Annotated in this window: 17 protein-coding genes and 1 pseudogene; 12 read left to right on the forward strand and 6 right to left on the reverse strand. The window is 67.2% G+C overall.

Features of this window, described 5'->3' with window-relative positions:
- Window positions 1-5 precede the first annotated feature (5 nt).
- Window positions 6-476 carry a chemotaxis protein CheW gene (locus tag FSV73_RS11050; protein WP_145007658.1) on the forward strand — a complete coding sequence of 157 codons (471 nt, stop codon included), beginning with the start codon at window positions 6-8 and terminating at the stop codon, window positions 474-476.
- On the opposite strand, the gene FSV73_RS11055 is transcribed toward FSV73_RS11050, so the two are convergent.
- The 3 genes from FSV73_RS11055 to FSV73_RS11065 all read right to left on the reverse strand — a co-directional run bounded on the left by FSV73_RS11055 (window position 473) and on the right by FSV73_RS11065 (window position 3,341).
- Window positions 473-1,132 (reverse strand): HAD-IA family hydrolase, encoded by a 660-nt coding sequence (locus tag FSV73_RS11055; RefSeq protein ID WP_145007659.1) that lies wholly within the window; start codon window positions 1,130-1,132, stop codon window positions 473-475. The two genes, FSV73_RS11050 and FSV73_RS11055, sit on opposite strands and share 4 nt — an antisense overlap.
- 66 nt (window positions 1,133-1,198) lie before the next feature.
- On the reverse strand, window positions 1,199-1,927 hold the full coding sequence (locus FSV73_RS11060; RefSeq protein ID WP_145007660.1) for a 16S rRNA (uracil(1498)-N(3))-methyltransferase: 729 nt from the start codon (window positions 1,925-1,927) through the stop codon (window positions 1,199-1,201).
- Window positions 1,928-1,940: 13 nt separating this feature from the next.
- Window positions 1,941-3,341 (reverse strand): adenosylmethionine--8-amino-7-oxononanoate transaminase, encoded by a 1,401-nt coding sequence (locus FSV73_RS11065; RefSeq protein ID WP_145007661.1) that lies wholly within the window; start codon window positions 3,339-3,341, stop codon window positions 1,941-1,943.
- A gap of 174 nt (window positions 3,342-3,515) precedes the next feature.
- On the opposite strand from FSV73_RS11065, the gene FSV73_RS11070 reads away from it, so the two are divergent.
- The 7 genes from FSV73_RS11070 to FSV73_RS11100 all read left to right on the forward strand — a co-directional run bounded on the left by FSV73_RS11070 (window position 3,516) and on the right by FSV73_RS11100 (window position 13,329).
- Window positions 3,516-5,105 (forward strand): flavin monoamine oxidase family protein, encoded by a 1,590-nt coding sequence (locus FSV73_RS11070; RefSeq protein WP_145007663.1) that lies wholly within the window; start codon window positions 3,516-3,518, stop codon window positions 5,103-5,105.
- A 171-nt stretch (window positions 5,106-5,276) separates the two neighbouring features.
- Entirely contained in the window at window positions 5,277-5,831 is a 555-nt protein-coding gene (locus tag FSV73_RS11075; RefSeq protein ID WP_145007664.1) for a cytochrome b, read from the forward strand.
- A gap of 34 nt (window positions 5,832-5,865) precedes the next feature.
- Window positions 5,866-6,444, forward strand: a complete 579-nt coding sequence (locus FSV73_RS11080; RefSeq protein WP_145007665.1) for a YceI family protein — start codon at window positions 5,866-5,868, stop codon at window positions 6,442-6,444.
- Window positions 6,445-6,793: 349 nt separating this feature from the next.
- The gene (locus FSV73_RS11085) at window positions 6,794-7,987 is read left to right on the forward strand and encodes an efflux RND transporter periplasmic adaptor subunit (RefSeq protein WP_145007666.1); all 1,194 of its coding nucleotides are present in this window, start codon (window positions 6,794-6,796) and stop codon (window positions 7,985-7,987) included.
- A 12-nt stretch (window positions 7,988-7,999) separates the two neighbouring features.
- Window positions 8,000-11,134 (forward strand): efflux RND transporter permease subunit, encoded by a 3,135-nt coding sequence (locus FSV73_RS11090; protein WP_145007668.1) that lies wholly within the window; start codon window positions 8,000-8,002, stop codon window positions 11,132-11,134.
- 1 nt (window position 11,135) lies between these two features.
- On the forward strand, window positions 11,136-12,623 hold the full coding sequence (gene adeC, locus FSV73_RS11095; protein WP_145007669.1) for an AdeC/AdeK/OprM family multidrug efflux complex outer membrane factor: 1,488 nt from the start codon (window positions 11,136-11,138) through the stop codon (window positions 12,621-12,623).
- Between the two features lie 118 nt (window positions 12,624-12,741).
- On the forward strand, window positions 12,742-13,329 hold the full coding sequence (locus FSV73_RS11100; protein WP_145007670.1) for a YajG family lipoprotein: 588 nt from the start codon (window positions 12,742-12,744) through the stop codon (window positions 13,327-13,329).
- A gap of 60 nt (window positions 13,330-13,389) precedes the next feature.
- On the opposite strand, the gene FSV73_RS11105 is transcribed toward FSV73_RS11100, so the two are convergent.
- Entirely contained in the window at window positions 13,390-14,550 is a 1,161-nt protein-coding gene (locus FSV73_RS11105; RefSeq protein ID WP_145007672.1) for a 1-acyl-sn-glycerol-3-phosphate acyltransferase, read from the reverse strand.
- A 106-nt stretch (window positions 14,551-14,656) separates the two neighbouring features.
- Between FSV73_RS11105 and FSV73_RS11110 the strand changes: the two genes are divergently transcribed.
- The 3 genes from FSV73_RS11110 to FSV73_RS11120 all read left to right on the forward strand — a co-directional run bounded on the left by FSV73_RS11110 (window position 14,657) and on the right by FSV73_RS11120 (window position 15,887).
- Window positions 14,657-14,839 carry a CPXCG motif-containing cysteine-rich protein gene (locus tag FSV73_RS11110; protein WP_145007673.1) on the forward strand — a complete coding sequence of 61 codons (183 nt, stop codon included), beginning with the start codon at window positions 14,657-14,659 and terminating at the stop codon, window positions 14,837-14,839.
- Complete coding sequence (locus FSV73_RS11115) at window positions 14,839-15,099, forward strand: putative signal transducing protein (protein WP_145007674.1); 261 nt, start codon at window positions 14,839-14,841, stop codon at window positions 15,097-15,099. The genes FSV73_RS11110 and FSV73_RS11115 overlap by 1 nt, the downstream gene beginning before the upstream one ends.
- A 170-nt stretch (window positions 15,100-15,269) precedes the next feature.
- Window positions 15,270-15,887: an SOS response-associated peptidase gene (locus tag FSV73_RS11120; RefSeq protein WP_145007675.1), complete on the forward strand. Its 618-nt coding sequence runs from the start codon at window positions 15,270-15,272 to the stop codon at window positions 15,885-15,887.
- Here FSV73_RS11120 and FSV73_RS26100 read toward each other — a convergent pair whose 3' ends face one another.
- Window positions 15,888-16,601, reverse strand: coding sequence for a methyl-accepting chemotaxis protein (locus FSV73_RS26100; RefSeq protein WP_437179280.1), 714 nt, complete (start codon window positions 16,599-16,601; stop codon window positions 15,888-15,890). It abuts the gene before it with no gap.
- 144 nt (window positions 16,602-16,745) lie between these two features.
- Window positions 16,746-18,014: pseudogene (locus tag FSV73_RS26105) on the reverse strand (HAMP domain-containing protein); the annotation flags it as partial.
- A 145-nt stretch (window positions 18,015-18,159) separates the two neighbouring features.
- Between FSV73_RS26105 and FSV73_RS11130 the strand changes: the two are divergent.
- Window positions 18,160-18,981: a M48 family metallopeptidase gene (locus FSV73_RS11130; RefSeq protein WP_145007678.1), complete on the forward strand. Its 822-nt coding sequence runs from the start codon at window positions 18,160-18,162 to the stop codon at window positions 18,979-18,981.
- Window positions 18,982-19,392: the final 411 nt, after the last annotated feature.

Below are 19,392 nucleotides of genomic sequence, written 5' to 3' on the forward strand. Positions count from 1 at the left end.
CCTCCATGTCGACCGTCACCCCTGCCGCTGAACACCTGACCGGTCTGCTGCTGACCCTGGCCGATCGCACCCTGCTGCTGCCTAACGCGGCGGTCGCCGAGCTGGTGCCCTGTCGCGAGATCCGTCCGCTGCCGGTCCAGCCCGAATGGTGCCTGGGGCAGGTGGCCTGGCGTGACCTGCGCCTGCCGCTGATCAGCTTCGAGGCGCTGTCCGGCGGCAGTACCGCGCAATTCGACGGCGACCGCCACGCGCGGGTGGCCATCCTCAATGCCCTCGGCGGGCGAGAGCGGGTGCGCTTCCTCGCCCTGCTGATCCGCAGCATCCCGCGCTCCTTGCGCATCACCCCGGAACTGATCGCCGCCGAGGTGCCCCTGGCACCCCTGGAACTGGGCGCCGTAGCCTACGACGGTGGCACGGCGCGCATTCCCGACCTGATCGGCGTGGAAGAGCGCCTCGCGGCGGCCGGCGTGTTCTAAGCCTGCCGGACGAGGCGCAGCCCGCCGTTTTCAGCAGGGGTGACGCCGACGCCGCGATAGTCGGCCAGGGTCGGCAGCCCCAGATCCAGCGGCTCGCGGTGGGTGGCGGTGATGGCCACGGCATCGGCGCCGGCCGCCTTGGCCGCGGCGAAGCCGGCATGGGCATCCTCGAACACCAGGCAATCGGTAATGTCCACGCCCAGCTTGCGCGCACCCAGCAGGAAGCAATCCGGGGCGGGCTTGCCCTGGGTGACGTCTTCGGCGCAGATCATCACCGGTGGCAGGGCCATGCCGGCGGCGGCGAGGCGAACCTCGGCCAGCCGGCGCGAGGCCGAGGTCACCAGCGCCCAGCTGCCGGCCGGCAGGCTGGCCAGGAAGGCCGCGGCGCCGGGGATTTCCTGGATGTCGGCGACATCGGCGATCTCCAGCTCGGTGATGGCCTGGACCTCGGCGGCGATATCGGCTCCCGCGGGCGCGAAGCGCTTCACCGTCTCCACCGCCCGCACCCCGTGCATGACGGCGAGGACGTCCGCCGGATCGAGGCCATGGCCGAGGGCCCAGGTGCTCCAGGCGCGTTCGGCGGAGGCCACGCTGGTGAGCAGGGTGCCATCCATGTCGAAGAGGAAGGCGGCGTAGGGGCGAGAGGGCAGGGTCATCCGGGGCTCCAAAACTATCCGTGGGGAAAAGGACGGACCGCTGAGGGCAGCGGCCCGAGGGGCAGATCAAGGGGTCTGAAAATCACCCCAGAGTTGCTGCGCCACGCTCAGGGCCACCACCGGGGCGGTCTCGGTGCGCAGTACCCGTGGGCCTAGGCGTGCGGATTGAAAACCGGCGGCGCGCGCCGCATTGACCTCGGCATCGCTCAGGCCGCCTTCCGGGCCGATCAGCAGCGCCAGGCGGGTGGGGCGGGTGTGACTTTCCAGAGGCTCGGCGACCGGGTGCAGCACCAGCTTGAGGTCGGCGGCCACGCTGGCCTGCCAGTCGCTCAGCAGTTGCGGCGCATGGATCAGCGGCACGCTGGAGCGCCCGCATTGCTCACAGGCGCTGACGGCGACCTGGCGCCAGTGCTGCAGGCGCTTGTCGGCGCGTTCGTCCTTGAGGCGCACCTCGCAGCGCTCGCTGACCAGCGGGGTGATCTCGGCCACGCCCAGCTCGGTGGCCTTCTGGACCGCCCAGTCCATGCGCTCGCCGCGGGACAGGCCCTGGCCGAGGTGGATCCGCAGCGGCGAGTCGGGCTGGCCGGGCAGTTGCTCGGTGAGCTCCACGCTCAGGGTCTTCTTGCCCACCTCGGCGACCTGGCCGAGGTATTCCCAGCCGCTGCCGTCGAACAGCTGCACGGCATCCCCCGGCGCCAGGCGCAGCACGCGGCCCAGGTAGTGGGCCTGAACCTCGGGCAGGTCCAGGCGGCCGAGGGCCAGGGGCAGGTCGAGATGGCAGCGGGTGAGACGCATGGCGGGCTCCAGATCAGCCGGGATCGCGGTGGTTGGGGTGCAGGTCGCTCAGGGCGACGCTGACCGAGGTGCGGGTGGCCAGGTCGATGCCTTCGCTCGCCACCTCGGCGAGGAAGTCGATCTGCTCGGGGGTGATGACATAGGGCGGCAGGAAGTAGACCACGTTGCCCAGCGGTCGCAACAGGGCGCCGCGGGAGAGGGCGTGCTGGTAGACGGCCAGGCCGCGTCTTTCCTGCCAGGGGTAGGGCGTACGGCGGGCCTTGTCGGCGCTCATCTCGATGGCCAGGGCCATGCCGGTCTGGCGTACCTCGCCGACCTGGGGGTGGTCGACCAGGTGCGCGGTGGCCTCGGCCATGCGCCGGGCCAGCGGCTGGTTGGCGGCGATAACGTCGTCCTCGGCGAAGATGTCCAGGGTTGCCAGGGCGGCGGCGCAGGCCAGCGGATTGCCGGTATAGCTGTGGGAGTGCAGGAAGGCGCGCAGGGTGTGGTAGTCGTCGTAGAAGGCCTGGTAGACGGCGTCGGTGGTCAGGCAGGCGGCCAGCGGCAGGTAGCCGCCGGTGAGGGCCTTGGACAGGCAGAGGAAGTCCGGGCGGATGCCGGCCTGTTCGCAGGCGAACATCGTGCCGGTGCGGCCGAAGCCCACGGCGATCTCGTCGTGGATCAGGTGCACGCCATAGCGGTCGCAGGCTTCGCGCAGGAGGCGCAGATAGACCGGGTGGTACATGCGCATGCCGGTGGCGCCCTGGATCAGCGGCTCGACGATGACCGCGGCGACGCTCTGGTGATGCTCGGCCAGGGTGCGTTCCATGTGCGCGAACATCTGCCGCGAATGCGTTTCCCAGTCCATCCCCTCAGGGCGCAGGTAGCAGTCCGGGCTCGGCACCTTGAGGGTGTCCAGCAAGAGGCCCTGGTAGGTCTCGGTGAACAGCGCCACGTCGCCCACCGACATGGCCGCGACCGTTTCGCCGTGGTAGCTGTTGGTCAGGGTGACGAACCGGCGTTTCTCCGGCTGCCCGACGTTGCGCCAATAGTGGTAGCTCATCTTCAGCGCCACCTCGATGCACGAGGAGCCGTTGTCGGCATAGAACACCCGGTCGAGGCCGGCCGGGGTCAGGGCGACCAGGCGTTCGGACAGCTCGATCACCGGCTGATGGCTGAAGCCGGCGAGGATGACGTGCTCCAGCTGGTCGACCTGGGCCTTGATGCGGTCGTTGATGCGCGGATTGGCGTGGCCGAAGACGTTGACCCACCAGGAGCTGACCGCGTCCAGGTAGCGCTTGCCGTCGAAATCCTCCAGCCAGACGCCCTCGCCGCGGCGGATCGGGATCACCGGCAACTGCTCGTGATCCTTCATCTGGGTGCAGGGGTGCCAGAGCACCTCCAGGTCACGGCGCATCCAGTCGTGATTGGTCATTGGCGGTCTCCTGGCGACGGGCCCGGCTGCAAAAGGGGGGCGCAAGCCTAAGCCAGGGCGCGCGACGGGAGCAAGGCGCGGGCCGATTGCCGGTCGTGGCGGCGTCTGGCTGCCCCGGAGCCGCTGGCGTATGCTGCGCCACCGCCGTTTCCCGGTCCCAGGAGTCTAGAAAAGATGTCGTCGCGTTGGACAGGTTTTACCGTCTGCTTGGCAGCCGGCGTATTCGCTACCAGCCTGAGCGCAGGCGCCGCCGAGAAGGCGCACAAGGACGCCCACAAAGAGGTGCACAAGGCCCCGGAAAAGGCGGCAGCCGCCCCCGCGGCGCCCAGCGGTCCCTCGGTGATCGTGGTCGGTGCCGGCATGGCCGGCCTGGCCTCGGCCTACGAACTGCAGCAGGCCGGCTGGAACGTGACCCTGCTGGAAGCCGGCCCCCGCGTCGGTGGTCGTTCCGGGCTCGCCTCCAGCGAGTGGATCGGCGATACCCAGGCCCAGCCGGTGCTCAACCACTACCTGGATACCTTCAAGCTCAAGACCGTGGACGCGCCGTCCTTCGTGCGCACCCCGGGCTATCTGATCGAAGGCCAGTATTATTCCCAGGACGACCTGGCGCAGAAGATGCCGGCCGTGGCCGATGCCTTGAAGCGCGTCGACAAGTCGCTGGATGACCTGGCCGCCGCCATCAGCGATCCGCTGCAGCCGACCGCCACCCCGACCCTGCATGCCCTCGACCAGATCAACGCCGCCACCTGGCTGGACAAGCAGAACCTGCCGCCGGTGGCCCGCCAGCTGATCAACCAGCGCATCCGCACCCGCTACGACGAGCCCTCGCGGCTGTCGCTGCTCTACCTGGCCCAGCAGACCCGCGTCTACCGCGGCGTCGAGGACAAGGACCTGCGCGCCGCCCGCCTGCCCGGTGGCAGCGAGGTGCTGGCCCAGGCCTTCGTCAAGCAGATCAAGACGCTCAAGACCGACAACAAGGTGTCGAGCATCGTCCAGGACAAGGACGGGGTGACGGTCAAGGCCGGCAATACCGGCTACAAGGCCGACTACGTGGTCATGGCGGTGCCGCTGCGCGCCCTCGGCCAGGTGCAGATGACCCCGGCGCTGGACGCCACCCAGCAGGCGGCCATCAAGGGCACCACCTATGGCTGGCGCGACCAGATCCTGCTCAAGTTCAAGACCCCGGTGTGGGACAGCAAGTCGCGCATGAGCGGCGAGATCTACAGCGACCAGGGCCTGGGTATGCTATGGGTGGAGCCGGACGTGAAGGGCGGCGCCAACGTGCTGGTCAACCTGTCCGGCGACAGCGCGCGCCTGGTGCAGGCCTTCGGCGACAAGCAGATGGTCGACCAGGTGCTGATCCGCTTCCACGCCTTCTATCCCAAGGCGCGGGGGGCCTTCTCCGGCTACGAAGTGCGGCGTTACAGCCGGGATCCGGGGGTGGGCGGCGCCTACCTGGCCTATGGCCCGGGCCAGATCACCCGCTACTGGCGGCTGTGGGAAAAGCCGGCGGGCCGGGTGATCTTCGCCGGCGAGCACACCGATCCGCTGCATCCGGGCACCCTGGAAGGCGCCCTGGCCAGCGGCCAGCGCGCCGCTGGCCAGGTCCGCGACCTCAAGGCCGGCAAGGCCGTGGTCCCGGTGGTCGCCAGCGCCAAGGCGGCGGTCCAACCTGCCGACGCGCCCAAGGCCGCCGCGGCCGCACCGGCCAAGGACAGTGGCGAGCACGGCTTCTTCTGGAAGCTGTTCCACTGGTCCTTCTGATCCCCGCCTGACCGACGACGCCCGTTCTAGGGCGCCGTCGATGGATCAGACAGCGCTCCTAAGCGGTACCTGATCCATCGATTCCTTCGATATTCGCTCGCCAGTTTTTCCGCTTTCATTCGATACGTTTGCGGCTAGTCTTAGGCAAAGCTTTTTCAGGAGAGAAAAGCGATGCACTGGCGCAACGACGGCCTTCGCTACGGTCTGGTAAGTCTGGTTCTGCATTGGGTCATGGCCCTGGCGATCGTCGCCATGTTCGCCTCCGGCCTGTGGATGCGCACCCTCGACTACTACGACACCTGGTACCACACCGCCCCCGAACTGCATAAGAGCGCCGGCATCCTCTTGCTGATCGCCCTGGTGCTGCGCCTGCTCTGGCGCCTGGTCAGCCCGCCGCCGCCGGTCGAAGGCAGCCCCCTGGTGCGCCGCGCCGCCGGTGCCGGTCATTTCCTGCTCTATGGCCTGATGCTCACCGTGATGGTAGCCGGCTACCTGATCTCCACCGCCGATGGCGTGGCCATCAATGTCTTCGGCTGGTTCAAGGTGCCGGCGACCCTGAGTGGCCTGCCGGATCAGGCCGATACCGCCGGCAAGATCCATCTCTGGTGCGCCTGGACGCTGATCGTCCTGGCCGGCCTGCACGTGCTGGCGGCGCTCAAGCACCACTTCGTCGACCGCGACGGCACCCTGGTCCGCATGCTCGGCCGGGTCCATACGCCGCACTGATCGTCTTTCCCACCACCACATGGAGCTCCATCCAATGCTGAAGAAAACCGTTGCCGCCCTGGCCCTGGGTACCGCTCTGCTGGGCGCTGGCCAGGCCATGGCCGCCGATTACAAGATCGACAAGCAGGGCCAGCACGCCTTCATCCAGTTCCGTATCCAGCACCTGGGCTACAGCTGGCTGTACGGCACCTTCAAGGACTTCGATGGCAACTTCAGCTTCGATGCCAAGGATCCGTCCGCCGACAAGATCAAGGTGACCATCAACACCGACAGCGTCGACACCAACCACGCCGAGCGTGACAAGCACCTGCGCAGCGCCGACTTCCTCAACGTCGCCGCCCATCCCCAGGCCAGCTTCGAGTCCACCAAGGTCACCGCCACCGGCGATGGCACCGCCGATGTCACCGGCAACCTGACCCTGAACGGCGTGACCAAGCCGGTCACCATCAAGGCCCACTTCATGGGCGAAGGCAAGGATCCGTGGGGCGGCTACCGCGCCGGCTTCGAGGGCACCACCACCCTCAAGCTCAAGGACTTCAACATCCAGAAGGACCTCGGCCCGAAATCCCAGGAAGTGGAATTCATGCTGTCCTTCGAAGGTGTGCGCCAGTAACCCCAGGCCGCCAGGTTGTAACCAGAAATGCCGGACTTTTCCGGCATTTTTTTGCGCATCGTAAGCCGGTGACCAGTTGGTCACCGGGCTGGGAGGCTGGCCGAACTCGCCTCCCGCCTCATGGTCTGCTACCCAGGTCGGTCGCGCGGGCCAGGCCGTTATCGGCTTCCCCGGTGTTCACGAGCCGTCGCACCGCTGCGGCGGCATACCCAAGCCCGGCGCTTGGGTTATTTACAAACAGTCGTGAACGTAAGTATATTGTTCTGATAACAATTCCTATGCTCGAGCCGGTGCGGATCCACGAGGCGCGCTGCGCATGCTCATTCCCCAGCTTTCAAGGACTTTTGATATGCAGATCAAGCCGGCGCATGCCTTCTTCGCACCCGCCCTGCTGGCCGTGGCCCTGGCCCTGGGCGCCTGTGGCAAGCAGGAGAACAAGGACCAGCAGCAACAGCAGCAGAAGCCCGCGGAAGTGGGTGTGGTGACCATCGAACCGCGCACCGTGACCCTGACCGACGAACTGCCCGGGCGCACCTCCGCCTTCCGCATCGCCGAGGTGCGGCCCCAGGTCAGTGGCATCCTGCTCAAGCGCAGCTTCACCGAGGGGGCCGACGTGAAGGCCGGCCAGCCGCTCTACCAGATCGATCCGCGCACCTACGAGGCCAACGTCAATTCGGCCAAGGCCTCGCTGGCCCAGGCCCAGGCGACCCTGGCCTCGAACCGGCTCAAGGCTCAGCGCTACGGCGCCCTGGTCAAGGAGCAGGCGATCAGCAAGCAGGAAGCCGACGATGCCCTGTCGGTACAACGGCAGAACGAGGCCCAGGTGGAATCGGCCAAGGCCAGCCTGCGCACCGCCGAGATCAACCTGGCCTATACCAAGGTCGCCGCGCCCATTTCCGGTCGCATCAGCCGCTCGATGGTCACCGAGGGCGCCCTGGTCACTGCCGACCAGACCACTGCCCTGGCCACCATCAATCAGCTCGATCCCATCTACGTCGACGTGACCCAGTCCGCCACCGACCTGCTGCGCCTGCGGCGCGAACTGGACAGCGGTCAGCTGCAGCGCGTGCAAGGCGAGAACGCCGCCGAGGTCAAGCTGATGCTGGAAGACGGCAGCGCCTATGCACGTCCCGGCAAGCTGAAGTTCGCCGAGGTCTCGGTGGACCAGGGCACTGGGTCGGTGACCATCCGCGCCGAATTCCCCAACCCCGACAAGCTGCTGCTGCCCGGCATGTTCGTGCGCGCCCAGCTGCAGGCCGGCGTGCGCCAGAATGCCTTGCTGGTGCCGCAACAGGGCGTGACCCGCGACATCAAGGGCCAGCCCACCGCCATGGTGGTCAATGGCGAAGGCAAGGTCGAGCAGCGGGTGCTCAAGACCGAGCGCACCGTGGGCGCCGACTGGCTGGTGACCGATGGCCTGAAGGCCGGTGACAAGGTCATCACCGAAGGCCTGCAGAAGATCCGCCCCGGCGCCGCCGTCACCGCCAAGCCGGCGAGCAACATCGCCTCCGCCGAGCAGAAGCCGGCGGGTCAGGGTCAGTAAGGGGAGCGCCCGATGTCCAAGTTCTTCATCGACCGGCCCATCTTCGCCTGGGTAATCGCCCTGGTGATCATGCTCGCCGGCATCCTGTCGATCCTCAATCTACCCATCAACCAGTACCCGAACATCGCCGCCCCGGCGGTCTCGATCCAGGTCACCTACCCGGGCGCCTCGGCGCAGACGGTGCAGGACACCGTGGTCCAGGTCATCGAGCAGCAGATGAACGGGATCGACAACCTCAGGTACATCTCCTCGGAATCCAACTCCGACGGCAGCATGACCATCATCGTGACCTTCAACCAGGGCACCAATCCCGACATCGCCCAGGTCCAGGTGCAGAACAAGCTGCAGCTGGCGACGCCGCTGCTGCCGCAGGAAGTGCAGCAGCAGGGGATGCGCGTCGCCAAGTACCAGCGCAACTTCATGATGGTGGTGGGTCTGGTGTCCAACGACCCCAACCTGACCCGCGAAGACCTGTCCAACTACATCGTCTCCAACATGCGCGATCCCATCGCGCGGACCACTGGCGTCGGCGACTTCCAGGTGTTCGGTGCCCAGTACGCCATGCGCATCTGGCTCGATCCGCAGAAGCTGGTGAAGTACCAGCTCACCCCGGTCGACGTCAGCAGCGCCATCCAGAGCCAGAACGTGCAGATCGCCTCCGGTCAGCTCGGCGGCCTGCCGGCGGTCCCGGGGCAGCAGCTCAATGCCACCATCATCGGCAAGACCCGCCTGACCAGCGTCGAGGAATTCGGCAAGATCTTCCTCAAGGTCGACCAGAGCGGTGCCCAGGTGCGCCTGCGCGACGTGGCACGGGTGGAGCTGGGTGGCGAGAACTACTCCATCGATGCCCAGTTCAACGGCAAGCCGGCATCCGGCATGGCCCTGCGCCTGGCCACCGGTGCCAATGCCCTGGACACCGCCAAGGCGGTGCGCGCCACCATCGAGCGGCTCAAGCCGTTCATGCCGGCGGGCATGGAAGTGGTCTATCCCTATGACACCACCCCGGTGGTGACCGCCTCCATCCATGAGGTGGTCAAGACCCTGGGCGAGGCGATCCTGCTGGTGTTCCTGGTGATGTTCCTGTTCCTGCAGAACTTCCGGGCCACCCTGATTCCCACCATCGCCGTGCCGGTGGTGCTGCTGGGGACCTTCGCGGTGCTGCTGGCGGCCGGCTTCACCATCAACATCCTGACCATGTTCGGCATGGTGCTGGCCATCGGCCTGCTGGTGGACGACGCCATCGTGGTGGTGGAGAACGTCGAACGGGTGATGGCCGAGGAGGGGCTCTCGCCCAAGGAGGCGACCCGCAAGTCCATGGGCCAGATCCAAGGCGCCCTGGTGGGTATCGCCCTGGTGCTGTCGGCGGTGTTCGTGCCCATGGCCTTCTTCGGCGGCTCGACCGGGGTGATCTATCGCCAGTTCTCCATCACCATCGTCTCCTCGATGGTGCTGTCGGTGCTGGTGGCCCTGATCCTGACCCCGGCGCTGTGCGCCACCCTGCTCAAGCCGGTCAAGCAGGGGCATCACGAGAAGCGGGGTTTCTTCGGCTGGTTCAACCGCACCTTCGAGCGTGGTCAGCACCGCTACGAGCGCAGCGTGGCCGCGGTGATCCGCCACAAGGTGCCCTTCCTGCTGCTGTATCTGCTGATCGTCGGCGTCATGGTGTTCCTCTTCACCCGCATCCAGTCGTCCTTCCTGCCGGAAGAGGACCAGAGCGTGATCTTCGCCCAGGTGACCACCCCGCCGGGTTCCAGCGCCGAGCGGACGCAGAAGGTGCTCGACACCATGCGCGAGATGATGATGAAGAACGAGTCGGGCATCAGCTCCATGTTCACCGTCAACGGCTTCAACTTCGCTGGCCGTGGCCAGAGTTCGGGCCTGGCCTTCATCCAGCTCAAGACCTGGGACGAGCGTCCGGACGCCAAGGACGGGGCGGGTGCCATCGCCGGTCGCGCCATGGGCTATCTGTCGGGCATCAAGGACGCCATCGTCTATGCCATCGTCCCGCCGGCGGTGCTGGAGCTGGGTAACGCCACCGGCTTCGACTTCTACCTGCAGGACAATGGCGGTATCGGCCACGAGGCGCTCATGGCCGCGCGCAACCAGCTGCTCGGCATGGCCGCGCAGAATCCCAAGCTGATGCAGACCCGTCCCAACGGCCTCAACGACGAGCCGCAGTTCAAGCTCATCGTCGACGACGAGAAGGTGCGGGCGCTGGGCCTGTCGCAGAGCGACGTCAACCAGACGCTGTCCATCGGCTGGGCCTCCAGCTACGTCAACGACTTCATCGACCGGGGTCGGGTGAAGAAGGTGTACCTGCAGGGCGACGCCAACGCGCGGATGAATCCCGAGGACTTCAACAAGTGGTACGTGCGCAACAGCGCGGGCGAGATGGTGCCGGTGTCGGCCTTCGCCCGCGGCGAGTGGATCTACGGCTCGCCCAAGCTGGAGCGTTACAATGGCATCTCCTCGGTGGAGATCCTCGGTTCCGCCGCGCCCGGTTACAGCACCGGCGACGCCATGGCCGAGATCGAGCGCATGGCCCAGGACCTGCCGCAGGGCGTGGGTATCGCCTGGACCGGCCTGTCCTACGAGGAGCGGCTGTCGGGCTCCCAGGCGCCGGCGCTCTATGCCCTGTCGCTGCTGGTGGTGTTCCTCTGCCTGGCGGCGCTGTACGAGAGCTGGTCGATCCCCATCGCGGTCATCCTGGTGGTGCCGCTGGGGGTGGTGGGTGCGCTGCTGGCGACCTACTTCCGCGGCCTGGCCAACGACGTCTTCTTCCAGGTCGGCCTGCTCACCACCATCGGCCTGGCGGCGAAGAACGCCATCCTCATCGTGGAATTCGCCAAGGAGCTGCACGAGGGCGGCAAGAACATCGTCGACGCGGCGGTGGAAGCCTCGCGCATGCGCCTGCGACCCATCATCATGACCTCCATGGCCTTCATCCTCGGCGTGGTGCCCCTGGCGATCTCCTCGGGCGCGAGCTCCGGCAGCCAGCACGCGGTCGGTACCGGCGTGATCGGCGGCATGCTCACCGCCACGATCCTGGCGATCTTCTGGATTCCGATGTTCTACGTGGTGGTCAGCAGCCTGTTCAAGGACAAGGCCACCCAGGAGCAGGAAGCCCATGGCAAGGAAGGACACTGATATGAAGAAGTCTGTCTTGGCGGTGGTCGTGGGCATGCTGGCCGTCTCCGGCTGCAGCCTGATCCCCGACTACCAGCGGCCCAACGTGCCGGTGGAAAATGCCTGGCCCCACGGCCAGGCCTACGATGCCCTGACGGTCAATCGCGACCAGCAGGCCGCCGACATCGGCTGGCGCGAGTTCTATCGCGACCCAGCGCTGCAGCAGCTGATCCAGCTGTCGCTGGACAACAACCGCGACCTGCGCCAGGCCGCCCTGAACGTGCGCCTCTACCAGGCGCAATACCGGGTGCAGCGCGCCGAGCTGTTTCCCGACATCGCGGTCAGCGGCACGGGCAGTCGTACCCGTAGCCCGGCGGATCTGAGTACCGCGGCGGCCATTCAGCAGATCCTGAATCCCCAGGGCGGCAGTCCGGGTGGCTCCATCAGCAGCCAGTACAGCGTGACCCTGGGCTTCACCTCCTACGAACTGGACCTCTTCGGTCGCCTGCGCAGCCTCAGCGAGCAGGCGCTGCTCAACTACTTCGCCACCAGCGAAGGGCGCCGCAGCACCCAGATCTCGCTGGTCTCGCAAGTGGCCAACGCCTACTACGCCTGGCTCACCGACCAGCGCATGTTGCAGCTGACCCGGGAGACCCTGGAGGCCTACCAGCGCTCCTACGACCTGACCCGGCAGACCGTGGAGAACGGGGTCGCCAGCGGCCTGGACCTGCGCCAGTCGCGCACCGCCCTGGAAGGGGCGCGGGCCAACCTGGCCCAGTACACCCGCCAGGTGGCCCAGGATCGCAATGCCCTGGCTCTGCTGCTAGGCACCTCGATCCCGGCGGATCTGCCCCAGGGCAAGGGCCTGGACGGCAACGACCTGCTCGCCGAGCTGCCGGCCAACCTGCCGTCGGATCTCCTGCAGAAGCGTCCGGACATCCTCCAGTCCGAGCTGCAGCTGCGGGCGGCCAACGCCAATATCGGTGCCGCGCGGGCGGCCTTCTTCCCGCGCATCAGCCTGACCGCCCAGGGCGGTACCGCCAGTCGTGACCTGGATGGCCTGTTCAAGGGTGGTTCGGGCTACTGGACCTTCTCGCCGAGCATCAACATCCCGATCTTCACCGCCGGCAGCCTCAAGGCCAGCCTGGATGCGGCCAAGATCCAGAAGGACATCAACGTCGCCACCTACGAGAAGTCGATCCAGACCGCCTTCCGCGAAGTGGCCGATGCCCTGGCGGCGAAGGGCACCTACGACGACCAGCTGCAGGCCCAGCAGGACCTGGTGCAGGCCAGCCAGGAGTACTACGACCTGGCCAACCTGCGTTATCGGCAGGGCATCGACAACTACCTCACGGTGCTCGACGCCCAGCGCTCGCTGTACAGCGCCCAGCAGCAGCTGATCACCGACCGGCTCAACCAGCTCAACACCCAGGTCACCCTCTACAAGGCCCTTGGCGGTGGCTGGCTGGAACATAGCCAGACGCGACCGCCGCTGGCGGCCAAGCCCTGAGACCAGGACCAGGAGACGCCGGCCCCACGCCGGCGTCTCCTGGTGCGGAGTCCCTGTCTAGCGACGCCAGTGAGGGGCTGGGTATACTGGCCCCTGTCCCTTTCTTCGGAGTCTCTGCATGCGCTATCGCCTGTTGCTCGGTCTGCTCGCCGCCACTGGTCTGACCCTGGCCGGCTGTGCCAGCAGCCCCCAGCAATTGAGTCCGCAACCCCAGATCACCGCGCCCATCGCCCCGGTCGGCCAGGGCCAGCCGGTCTCGGTCCGGGTGGTCGACGGCCGCTCCTCCTTCACCCTGGGCACCCGCGGCGGTCTCTATCCCGACACCAGCGTGGTGGTGGTGCAGACTCAGGACGTAATTCCCAAGCTGCAGGCCGAAGCCGAGAAGGCGATTCGCCAGATGGGCTTCACCCCGTCGCCGAACGCCGGCCCCGGTGCGCCCCAGCTGACCCTGACCCTGGCCGAGCTGAACTACCAGTCGCCCAAGGAGCTGTACGTCACCGCCTCCGACGTCGCCGCGACCTTCCAGGTGGACGTGCGCAACAGCCAGCGTGGCTACAAGGGCCGCTACGGTGCGAGCCTCAACCAGCGCTTCGGCATGGCGCCCAACGCCGAGGCCAATACCAAGCTGGTCAGCGATGTGCTGAGCGACGCCCTGACCCGGGTGTTCAAGGATCCGACCGTGGTGCAGGTGCTCAGCGGCCATTGAGGCCCTGGCCGCGACAAAAAAGCCCGGCATGTGCCGGGCTTTTTCATGCCTGCGCGCGGGCTATTCCAGACCGGCCTGGACGCGGTACTTGTTGAGCACCGGCTGGGCGTACTGGCGTACCAGCTGGGGGCGGTATTCCGCCGGGCACTCGGCCAGGCGTCTTTCCCACTCGCCGCGGGCCATCTCGATTTCCTCGGCGGGAAACAGGTCGGTGGCGGCGGGTACGGCCAGTTCCGGGTCGCGGCCGTCCCAGGCGGCATAGGCCAGGTAGCTGGCCGGGAACAGCCGGTAATGGCCGAGGATCTGCCGATCCATCTCCTGGGCCAGCGCCTTGGCGTCCTCGAACTCACCGCTGACCGGCTCGCCGAAGGCCACGTGCACCCGGCCCTTGTAGCCGGTGATGCCCAGGGCGATGCTGACGTCATCCTCGCCCGGCGCCTTGGTATAGCCACCGGTGGTGGCGCGGATGTGCAGTTCGCGGGCCTTGGCCTGGTCGCAGGGATCGAATTCGTAGCTGATGGACACCGGCACGATGTTCAGCGCCTTGACCAGCTCGGCGAAGGGCTCGTCCTTGCAGCTCATGTGGAACATTTTGAGGATCGCCGAATCGGTGCGGTCGTCGCCGTCCTTGGCCCGGCCCTCGGCCTGGGCGATCCAGATCGACTGGCCATCCTGGCGGATCGAGTGATTGATGTAGGCGGACAGCTGCTGGTACGCCGCCAGCTTCTCGCGCCGGCCGCTGATGGAGCGGTGCACGATGAAGCTCTTGTTCAGCCGCATCAGGTCGCTGACGAAGGGCTTCTGCAGCAGGTTGTCGCCGATGGCGATGCGCGGCGTTGGCAGACCGGCGTGGTAGACGGCATAGTTGACGAAGGCCGGGTCCATCACGATGTCACGGTGGTTGGCCAGGAACAGATAGGCGCGCCCGCTGCGCAGCCGCTCGATGCCCGAGTAGGTCACGCCGTCCGAGGCCTTCTCGATGGCGCGATCCACATAGGGTTCGAGCTTGTCCTGCAGCGCGGCGACGCTCTGGAGATCGCCCAGCTCCTGGCGCAGGCGGGTACGCAGCAGCGGCCGCACCACCCAGCCGAGGCCCTTGGACAGGCGCGGGAAGCGATAGCCGGCCAGGATGGCGATGAAGTGGTCGTCGTCGATCAGGCGCGCCAGAACCCCGGGGACTTCCGCGTCGTTATAGGGTCGAATGGCTTCGAACTCGCCCATGGTGTTCTCTTGTAGAAATTCCGGCGGCCATAGTAGTGGGCGTGGCGCCAGATGCAAGCGCCAGGGGCTGGATGGGCGGGCGGTGGCGGTCGAGGAGAATGCAGCGATGCTGGAAAGCCAGGAATACGATTGCCCCTATTGCGGTGAACCGGGCGAGGTGGTGCTCGACCTCAGCGGCGGCGACCAGGACTACTACGAGGATTGCGAGGTGTGCTGCCGGCCGATCCGCTTCGGCCTGCGCACCGATGGCGAGGACTGGAATCTCGAGGTTCGCCGGGAGGACGACTGATGCGGCGCATCTACGAGCCGGGTTCGTTGCACGAGGCCGAGTTGCTGCTGGCGGTGCTGGCCAGCGAAGGCATCAGCGGCTTCCTCGCCGGCCGCCATCTGCTGGGCGGCATCGGCGACCTGCCGGCGGTGGGCTTGCTCGGCCTGCTGGTCGAGGATGAGGAGGCGCTGCGCGCGCAGGCGTTGATCGCCGCGTACAATGCCGCCACGCCCCTACCGGGAGAGGATCCCTCTCCCGAGCAGGGCATCCTGGTCTGCTAAGTTCTATACGGAAAGTGCCTGCGCATCGGTGATGCTTCGTTGAAAAACGCCTGGCACGCCAGCCCGGTCGTAATACTCATTTACCACTTGTAAACTCCGCTTCCTCAGCCTTTTTCGCCTCGCCTGACCTTCGCTCGGCGACTTTTCGTAAAGAACCTAAAAAGGTTTTCATGTCCGGACGCTACGCCCTGTTCCGCTGGCCCGCCGAATTCGCCGCCCTGGCGGGATTCCCCGACAAGCATCCGCCGCGCTGGAACATTTCCCCGCATCAGCAGGTGCTGCTGCAGCGCAGGACCGCCGAGGGCGAGCGGGTCGACAGCGGCCGCTGGGGGCTGACCCCGCCCTGGCTCACCGATTTCTCCCGCACGCCCACCCATGCCCGCGCCGAAAGCCTGGCCAGCCAGCCGATGTTTCGCGAGGCCTTCCGCCTGCGGCGTTGCCTGCTGCCGGCCAACGGCTTCTACGAATGGCGCGGCAACCACCGCAAGCGCCCCTACTGGATGCTCAATGGCGAACCCCTGGCCTGGTTCGCCGCGCTCTGGGAGGCCTATCCCGCCGGGGACCAGGTCTGGCTGTCGGTGGCCATGGTCACCCAGGCCGCCGGGCCGTTGCGCCGGCCAATCCTGCTCGACGCGGCGGGCCGCGCCCTCTGGCAGGATCCGGACAGCTCCCCGGAAGCCCTGCAGGCGGTATTGGCGGCCGGCGGCATGCCGCTGCGCGAGCGGGTGCTGGCCGACATCGTCAACCGGCCCGAGGTGGACGGGCCGGAGTGCTTGACGCCGTTGTAGTCAGACCTTGAAGCGCGCCGCCAGCTGACGCTGGCCCTCGGCCAGTTCGCTCAGGTGGCCACCGGCCCGCGAGGCTTGGTCGGCCTGCTCGTGCACCCCGTTGGCGGCCTGGCCGATGTTGACCACGTTGCGGTTGATGTCCTCGGCCACGGCGCTCTGCTCCTCGGCGGCACTGGCGATTTGCAGGTTCATCTCGGTGATCTCGCCGACGGCGGCGAGGATGGCCTCCAGCGCGCGGCTGGCCGCCTGGGTCTGCTCCACCTGCTTGCCAGTCTGGGCGCGACTGTTCTGCATCACCGCCACGGTATCGCGGGTGCCGCTCTGCAGGCGCTGGATCATGGCCTGGATCTCGCCGGTGGCGACCTGGGTCTTCTGCGCCAGGGTGCGGACCTCGTCGGCCACCACGGCGAAGCCGCGGCCCTGCTCGCCGGCCCGGGCCGCCTCGATGGCGGCATTGAGCGCCAGCAGGTTGGTCTGCTCGGCGATGCCGTTGATGGTGGTGAGGATGGAGCCGATGTTCTCGCTGTCCTCGGCGACCAGGCGCACCTGGGTGACGGCCCGCTCGATTTCCTCGGCCAGGGTGGCGCAGTCACGGACGTTCTGTTGCACCACCCGCTGGCCCTCGCCGACGGCCTGGTCGGCCTGGGTCGCGGCCTGGGCGGCGCGCCCGGCATTGCTGGCGACGTCCTGGGCCGTGGCGGTCATCTCGTGCATGGCGGTCGCTACCTGGTCGATTTCCTGCAACTGCTGTTGCACGCCATCCCGGGTGCGCTGGGCGATCGACGAGGTCTGGGTGGCGGCGGTATTCACCTCGCGGACCGAACTCACCAGCTGACCGATGAGGTGCTGCAGCGAGTCCAGGAAGGCATTGAAGCCCGCGGCGATGGCGCCGAGTTCGTCGCGGCGGTTGACCGTCAGGCGTCGGGTGAGGTCGCCGTCCCCCTGGGCGATGTCGTCCAGCATGAGCACCATCTGCCGCAGGGGCCGGGCGATACGCAGGCTGACCAGCCACAGCAGCACCAGGCCGCCGCCGGCGACGGCCAGTCCGACCAGCAGCATGCCGGCGAGGTCGCTGCGCCGCTGCGCACCGAGCGCCTGCTGCAACAGCTGCAGGTCGCTGAGCACCGCCGCGCGGGGCAGCTGCAGGATCAGCGTCCAGGCCGTGGCATCGCCGCCCATGCGCAGCGGTAGATACACCTGGTAGAGATCGTGCTGGTCATCGAAGCGATGGGTTACGCCAGCGTTCAGCTGCGCGAGACCACGGGCGGCTTCGCCGAGCACCTGCACTGCCGGCTGGCCGAGCGCCTGGGCATCGCCCGTGAAGGCCACCAGGGTGCCCTGGCTGGCGACCAGGGCCATGTTGCCGGCGCCCTGGTAGAGGCTGGCGTTGGCCTGCTTGAGTTGTTCCTGGATGAAGGCCAGGGACAGGTCGGCGCCCACCACGCCCTTGAAGGCCCCCTGTACCAGGATGGGCACGTTGAAGGACGACATCAGGATCTTCTGCCCATTCATCTCGTAGGGCGCCGGGTCGACGATGCAGGGCTTGAGGCTCTGTCGCGGGCAGAGGTAGTACTCCCCCTCGCGGACCCCGGTGGGCAGGATGGTCTGGCTCTCCAGGGTCGGTCCCAGGGGCTCCACCTTCAGGCCGCCCTCGGGCTTGCGGTACCACCAGGGCATGAAGCGACCCGTGGCGTCGTAGCCCGCTTCGCTGCGCCCGGCGTACTGCGCATCCTGGCCATCGAAGGCATTGGGCTCCCAGCCGGCGTAGACGTCGAGCAGCTCCGGATTGTCCAGCAGGGTCTGCTGGAGCAGGTTGGAGAGGCCGTCCCGATCGATGCGGAGCGGGTGTGCGGCAGAGGCGGCCGTCTGGGCATTGAGCTGGGCGATGCCCCGCGCGATCGTCAGCGGCAGCTCCAGCTTCTGCTTCAGGGCACCGGCGATCGCCTGGGCCTGGGCATCCAGCCGTGCCTGGGCCGCGCGTTCGGCGAGGGCCGTGGTATGGGTATCCACCAGCGTCTGGGTGCGCACCCCGGCGAAGAGGACATAGCCCACCAGGGCCATGACGACGGCGAGGACGCAGCTGCCGGACAAGAGCAGGATGCTGGTACGGACTGAGCGGAAGGACATCTGGAGCACTCCATTAACGCAGGTGGCGCCAGCCTATCGGCCACTCGCCACGCCACCTGAGGCCTGTTCGTCCGGGATGGGTGGCAAGTTGCCGGTCCTGCTGCGGCTCTCTATTCTGTATCCGCCTCGATACCTGGAGATTCCCATGCGCCGTATCCTTCCCCTCGCGGGCCTGTCCTTGAGCCTGCTGTTGGTCGCCTGCCAGACCGTCAATACCACCTCGGGTGGCGCCGTCGGGGTGCAGCGCAAGCAATACATGTTCAGCATGCTGTCCGAGCAGCAGGTCAACCAGATGTATGCCCAGTCCTATGCCAAGACGGTCAGCGAGGCCAAGACGGCGGGCAAGCTGGCCAACGACAGCGCCGATGGCAAGCGCGTCGCGGCCATCGCCAAGCGACTGATTCCGCAGACCGCGGCCTTCCGCCCGGATGCGGTGAACTGGGACTGGCAAGTGAACCTGGTGCAGAGCGACGAGCTCAACGCCAACTGCGGCCCGGGCGGCAAGATCTTCGTCTACAGCGGCCTCATCGATCAGCTCAAGCTGACCGACGACGAACTGGCGGCGGTGATGGGCCACGAGATCGCCCATGCGTTGCGCGAGCACAGTCGCGAGCAGATGTCGCGGGCCTATGCCATCCAGATGGGCGAGAACCTCGGTGGCGCGCTGCTGGGCGTCGGCCAGGGCGGCCTGCAACTGGCCGACCAGGTGTCCCAGGTGGCCCTGACCCTGCCGTTCAGCCGCGGCAACGAGAACGAAGCCGACCTCATCGGCCTGGAACTGGCCGCTCGTGCCGGCTACAACCCCAATGCCGCCATCACCCTCTGGCAGAAGATGGCCCAGGCCAGCCAGGGCCAGCAGCCAGCGGAATTCCTCAGCACCCACCCCTCGGATGCCAACCGTACCAAGGCCTTGCAGGCGGCGATTCCCAAGGTGATGCCGCTGTACGAGGCGGCGAAGAAGGGCTGAGGGCTTGGGGTCGTGGGGTTGGGGCGTCCCTCACCCCAACCCTCTCCCAGGGGGAGAGGGGGCTCCACCGTTGCCCCGGTTCAACTGCGACCTGTTGGGCTTCGCTACGCTCAACCCAACCTACGAACCAGCCGTAGGTTAGGTTGAGACGGCTTCATCGTCGAAGCCCAACAGGGCTCGGTGTCGCTACCGCCGTGCGCTATAGACCTTGAAGCCGTCGCGCTTCCCAAGGTGATGCCACTGTACGAGGGGGCAAAGAAGGGCTGAGGTCTTGGGGTCCCTGGGGGTGGGGGCTTCCCTCACCCCAACCCTCTCCCAGGGGGAAAGGGGGCTCCACCGTTGCCCCGGTTCAACTGCGACCTGTTGGGCTTCGCTACGCTCAACCCAACCTACGAACCAGCCGTAGGTTGG

This window comes from Pseudomonas oryzihabitans (genome assembly GCF_007665395.1).
In the GTDB taxonomy this organism is placed as follows: Bacteria; Pseudomonadota; Gammaproteobacteria; order Pseudomonadales; family Pseudomonadaceae; genus Chryseomonas; species Chryseomonas psychrotolerans_C.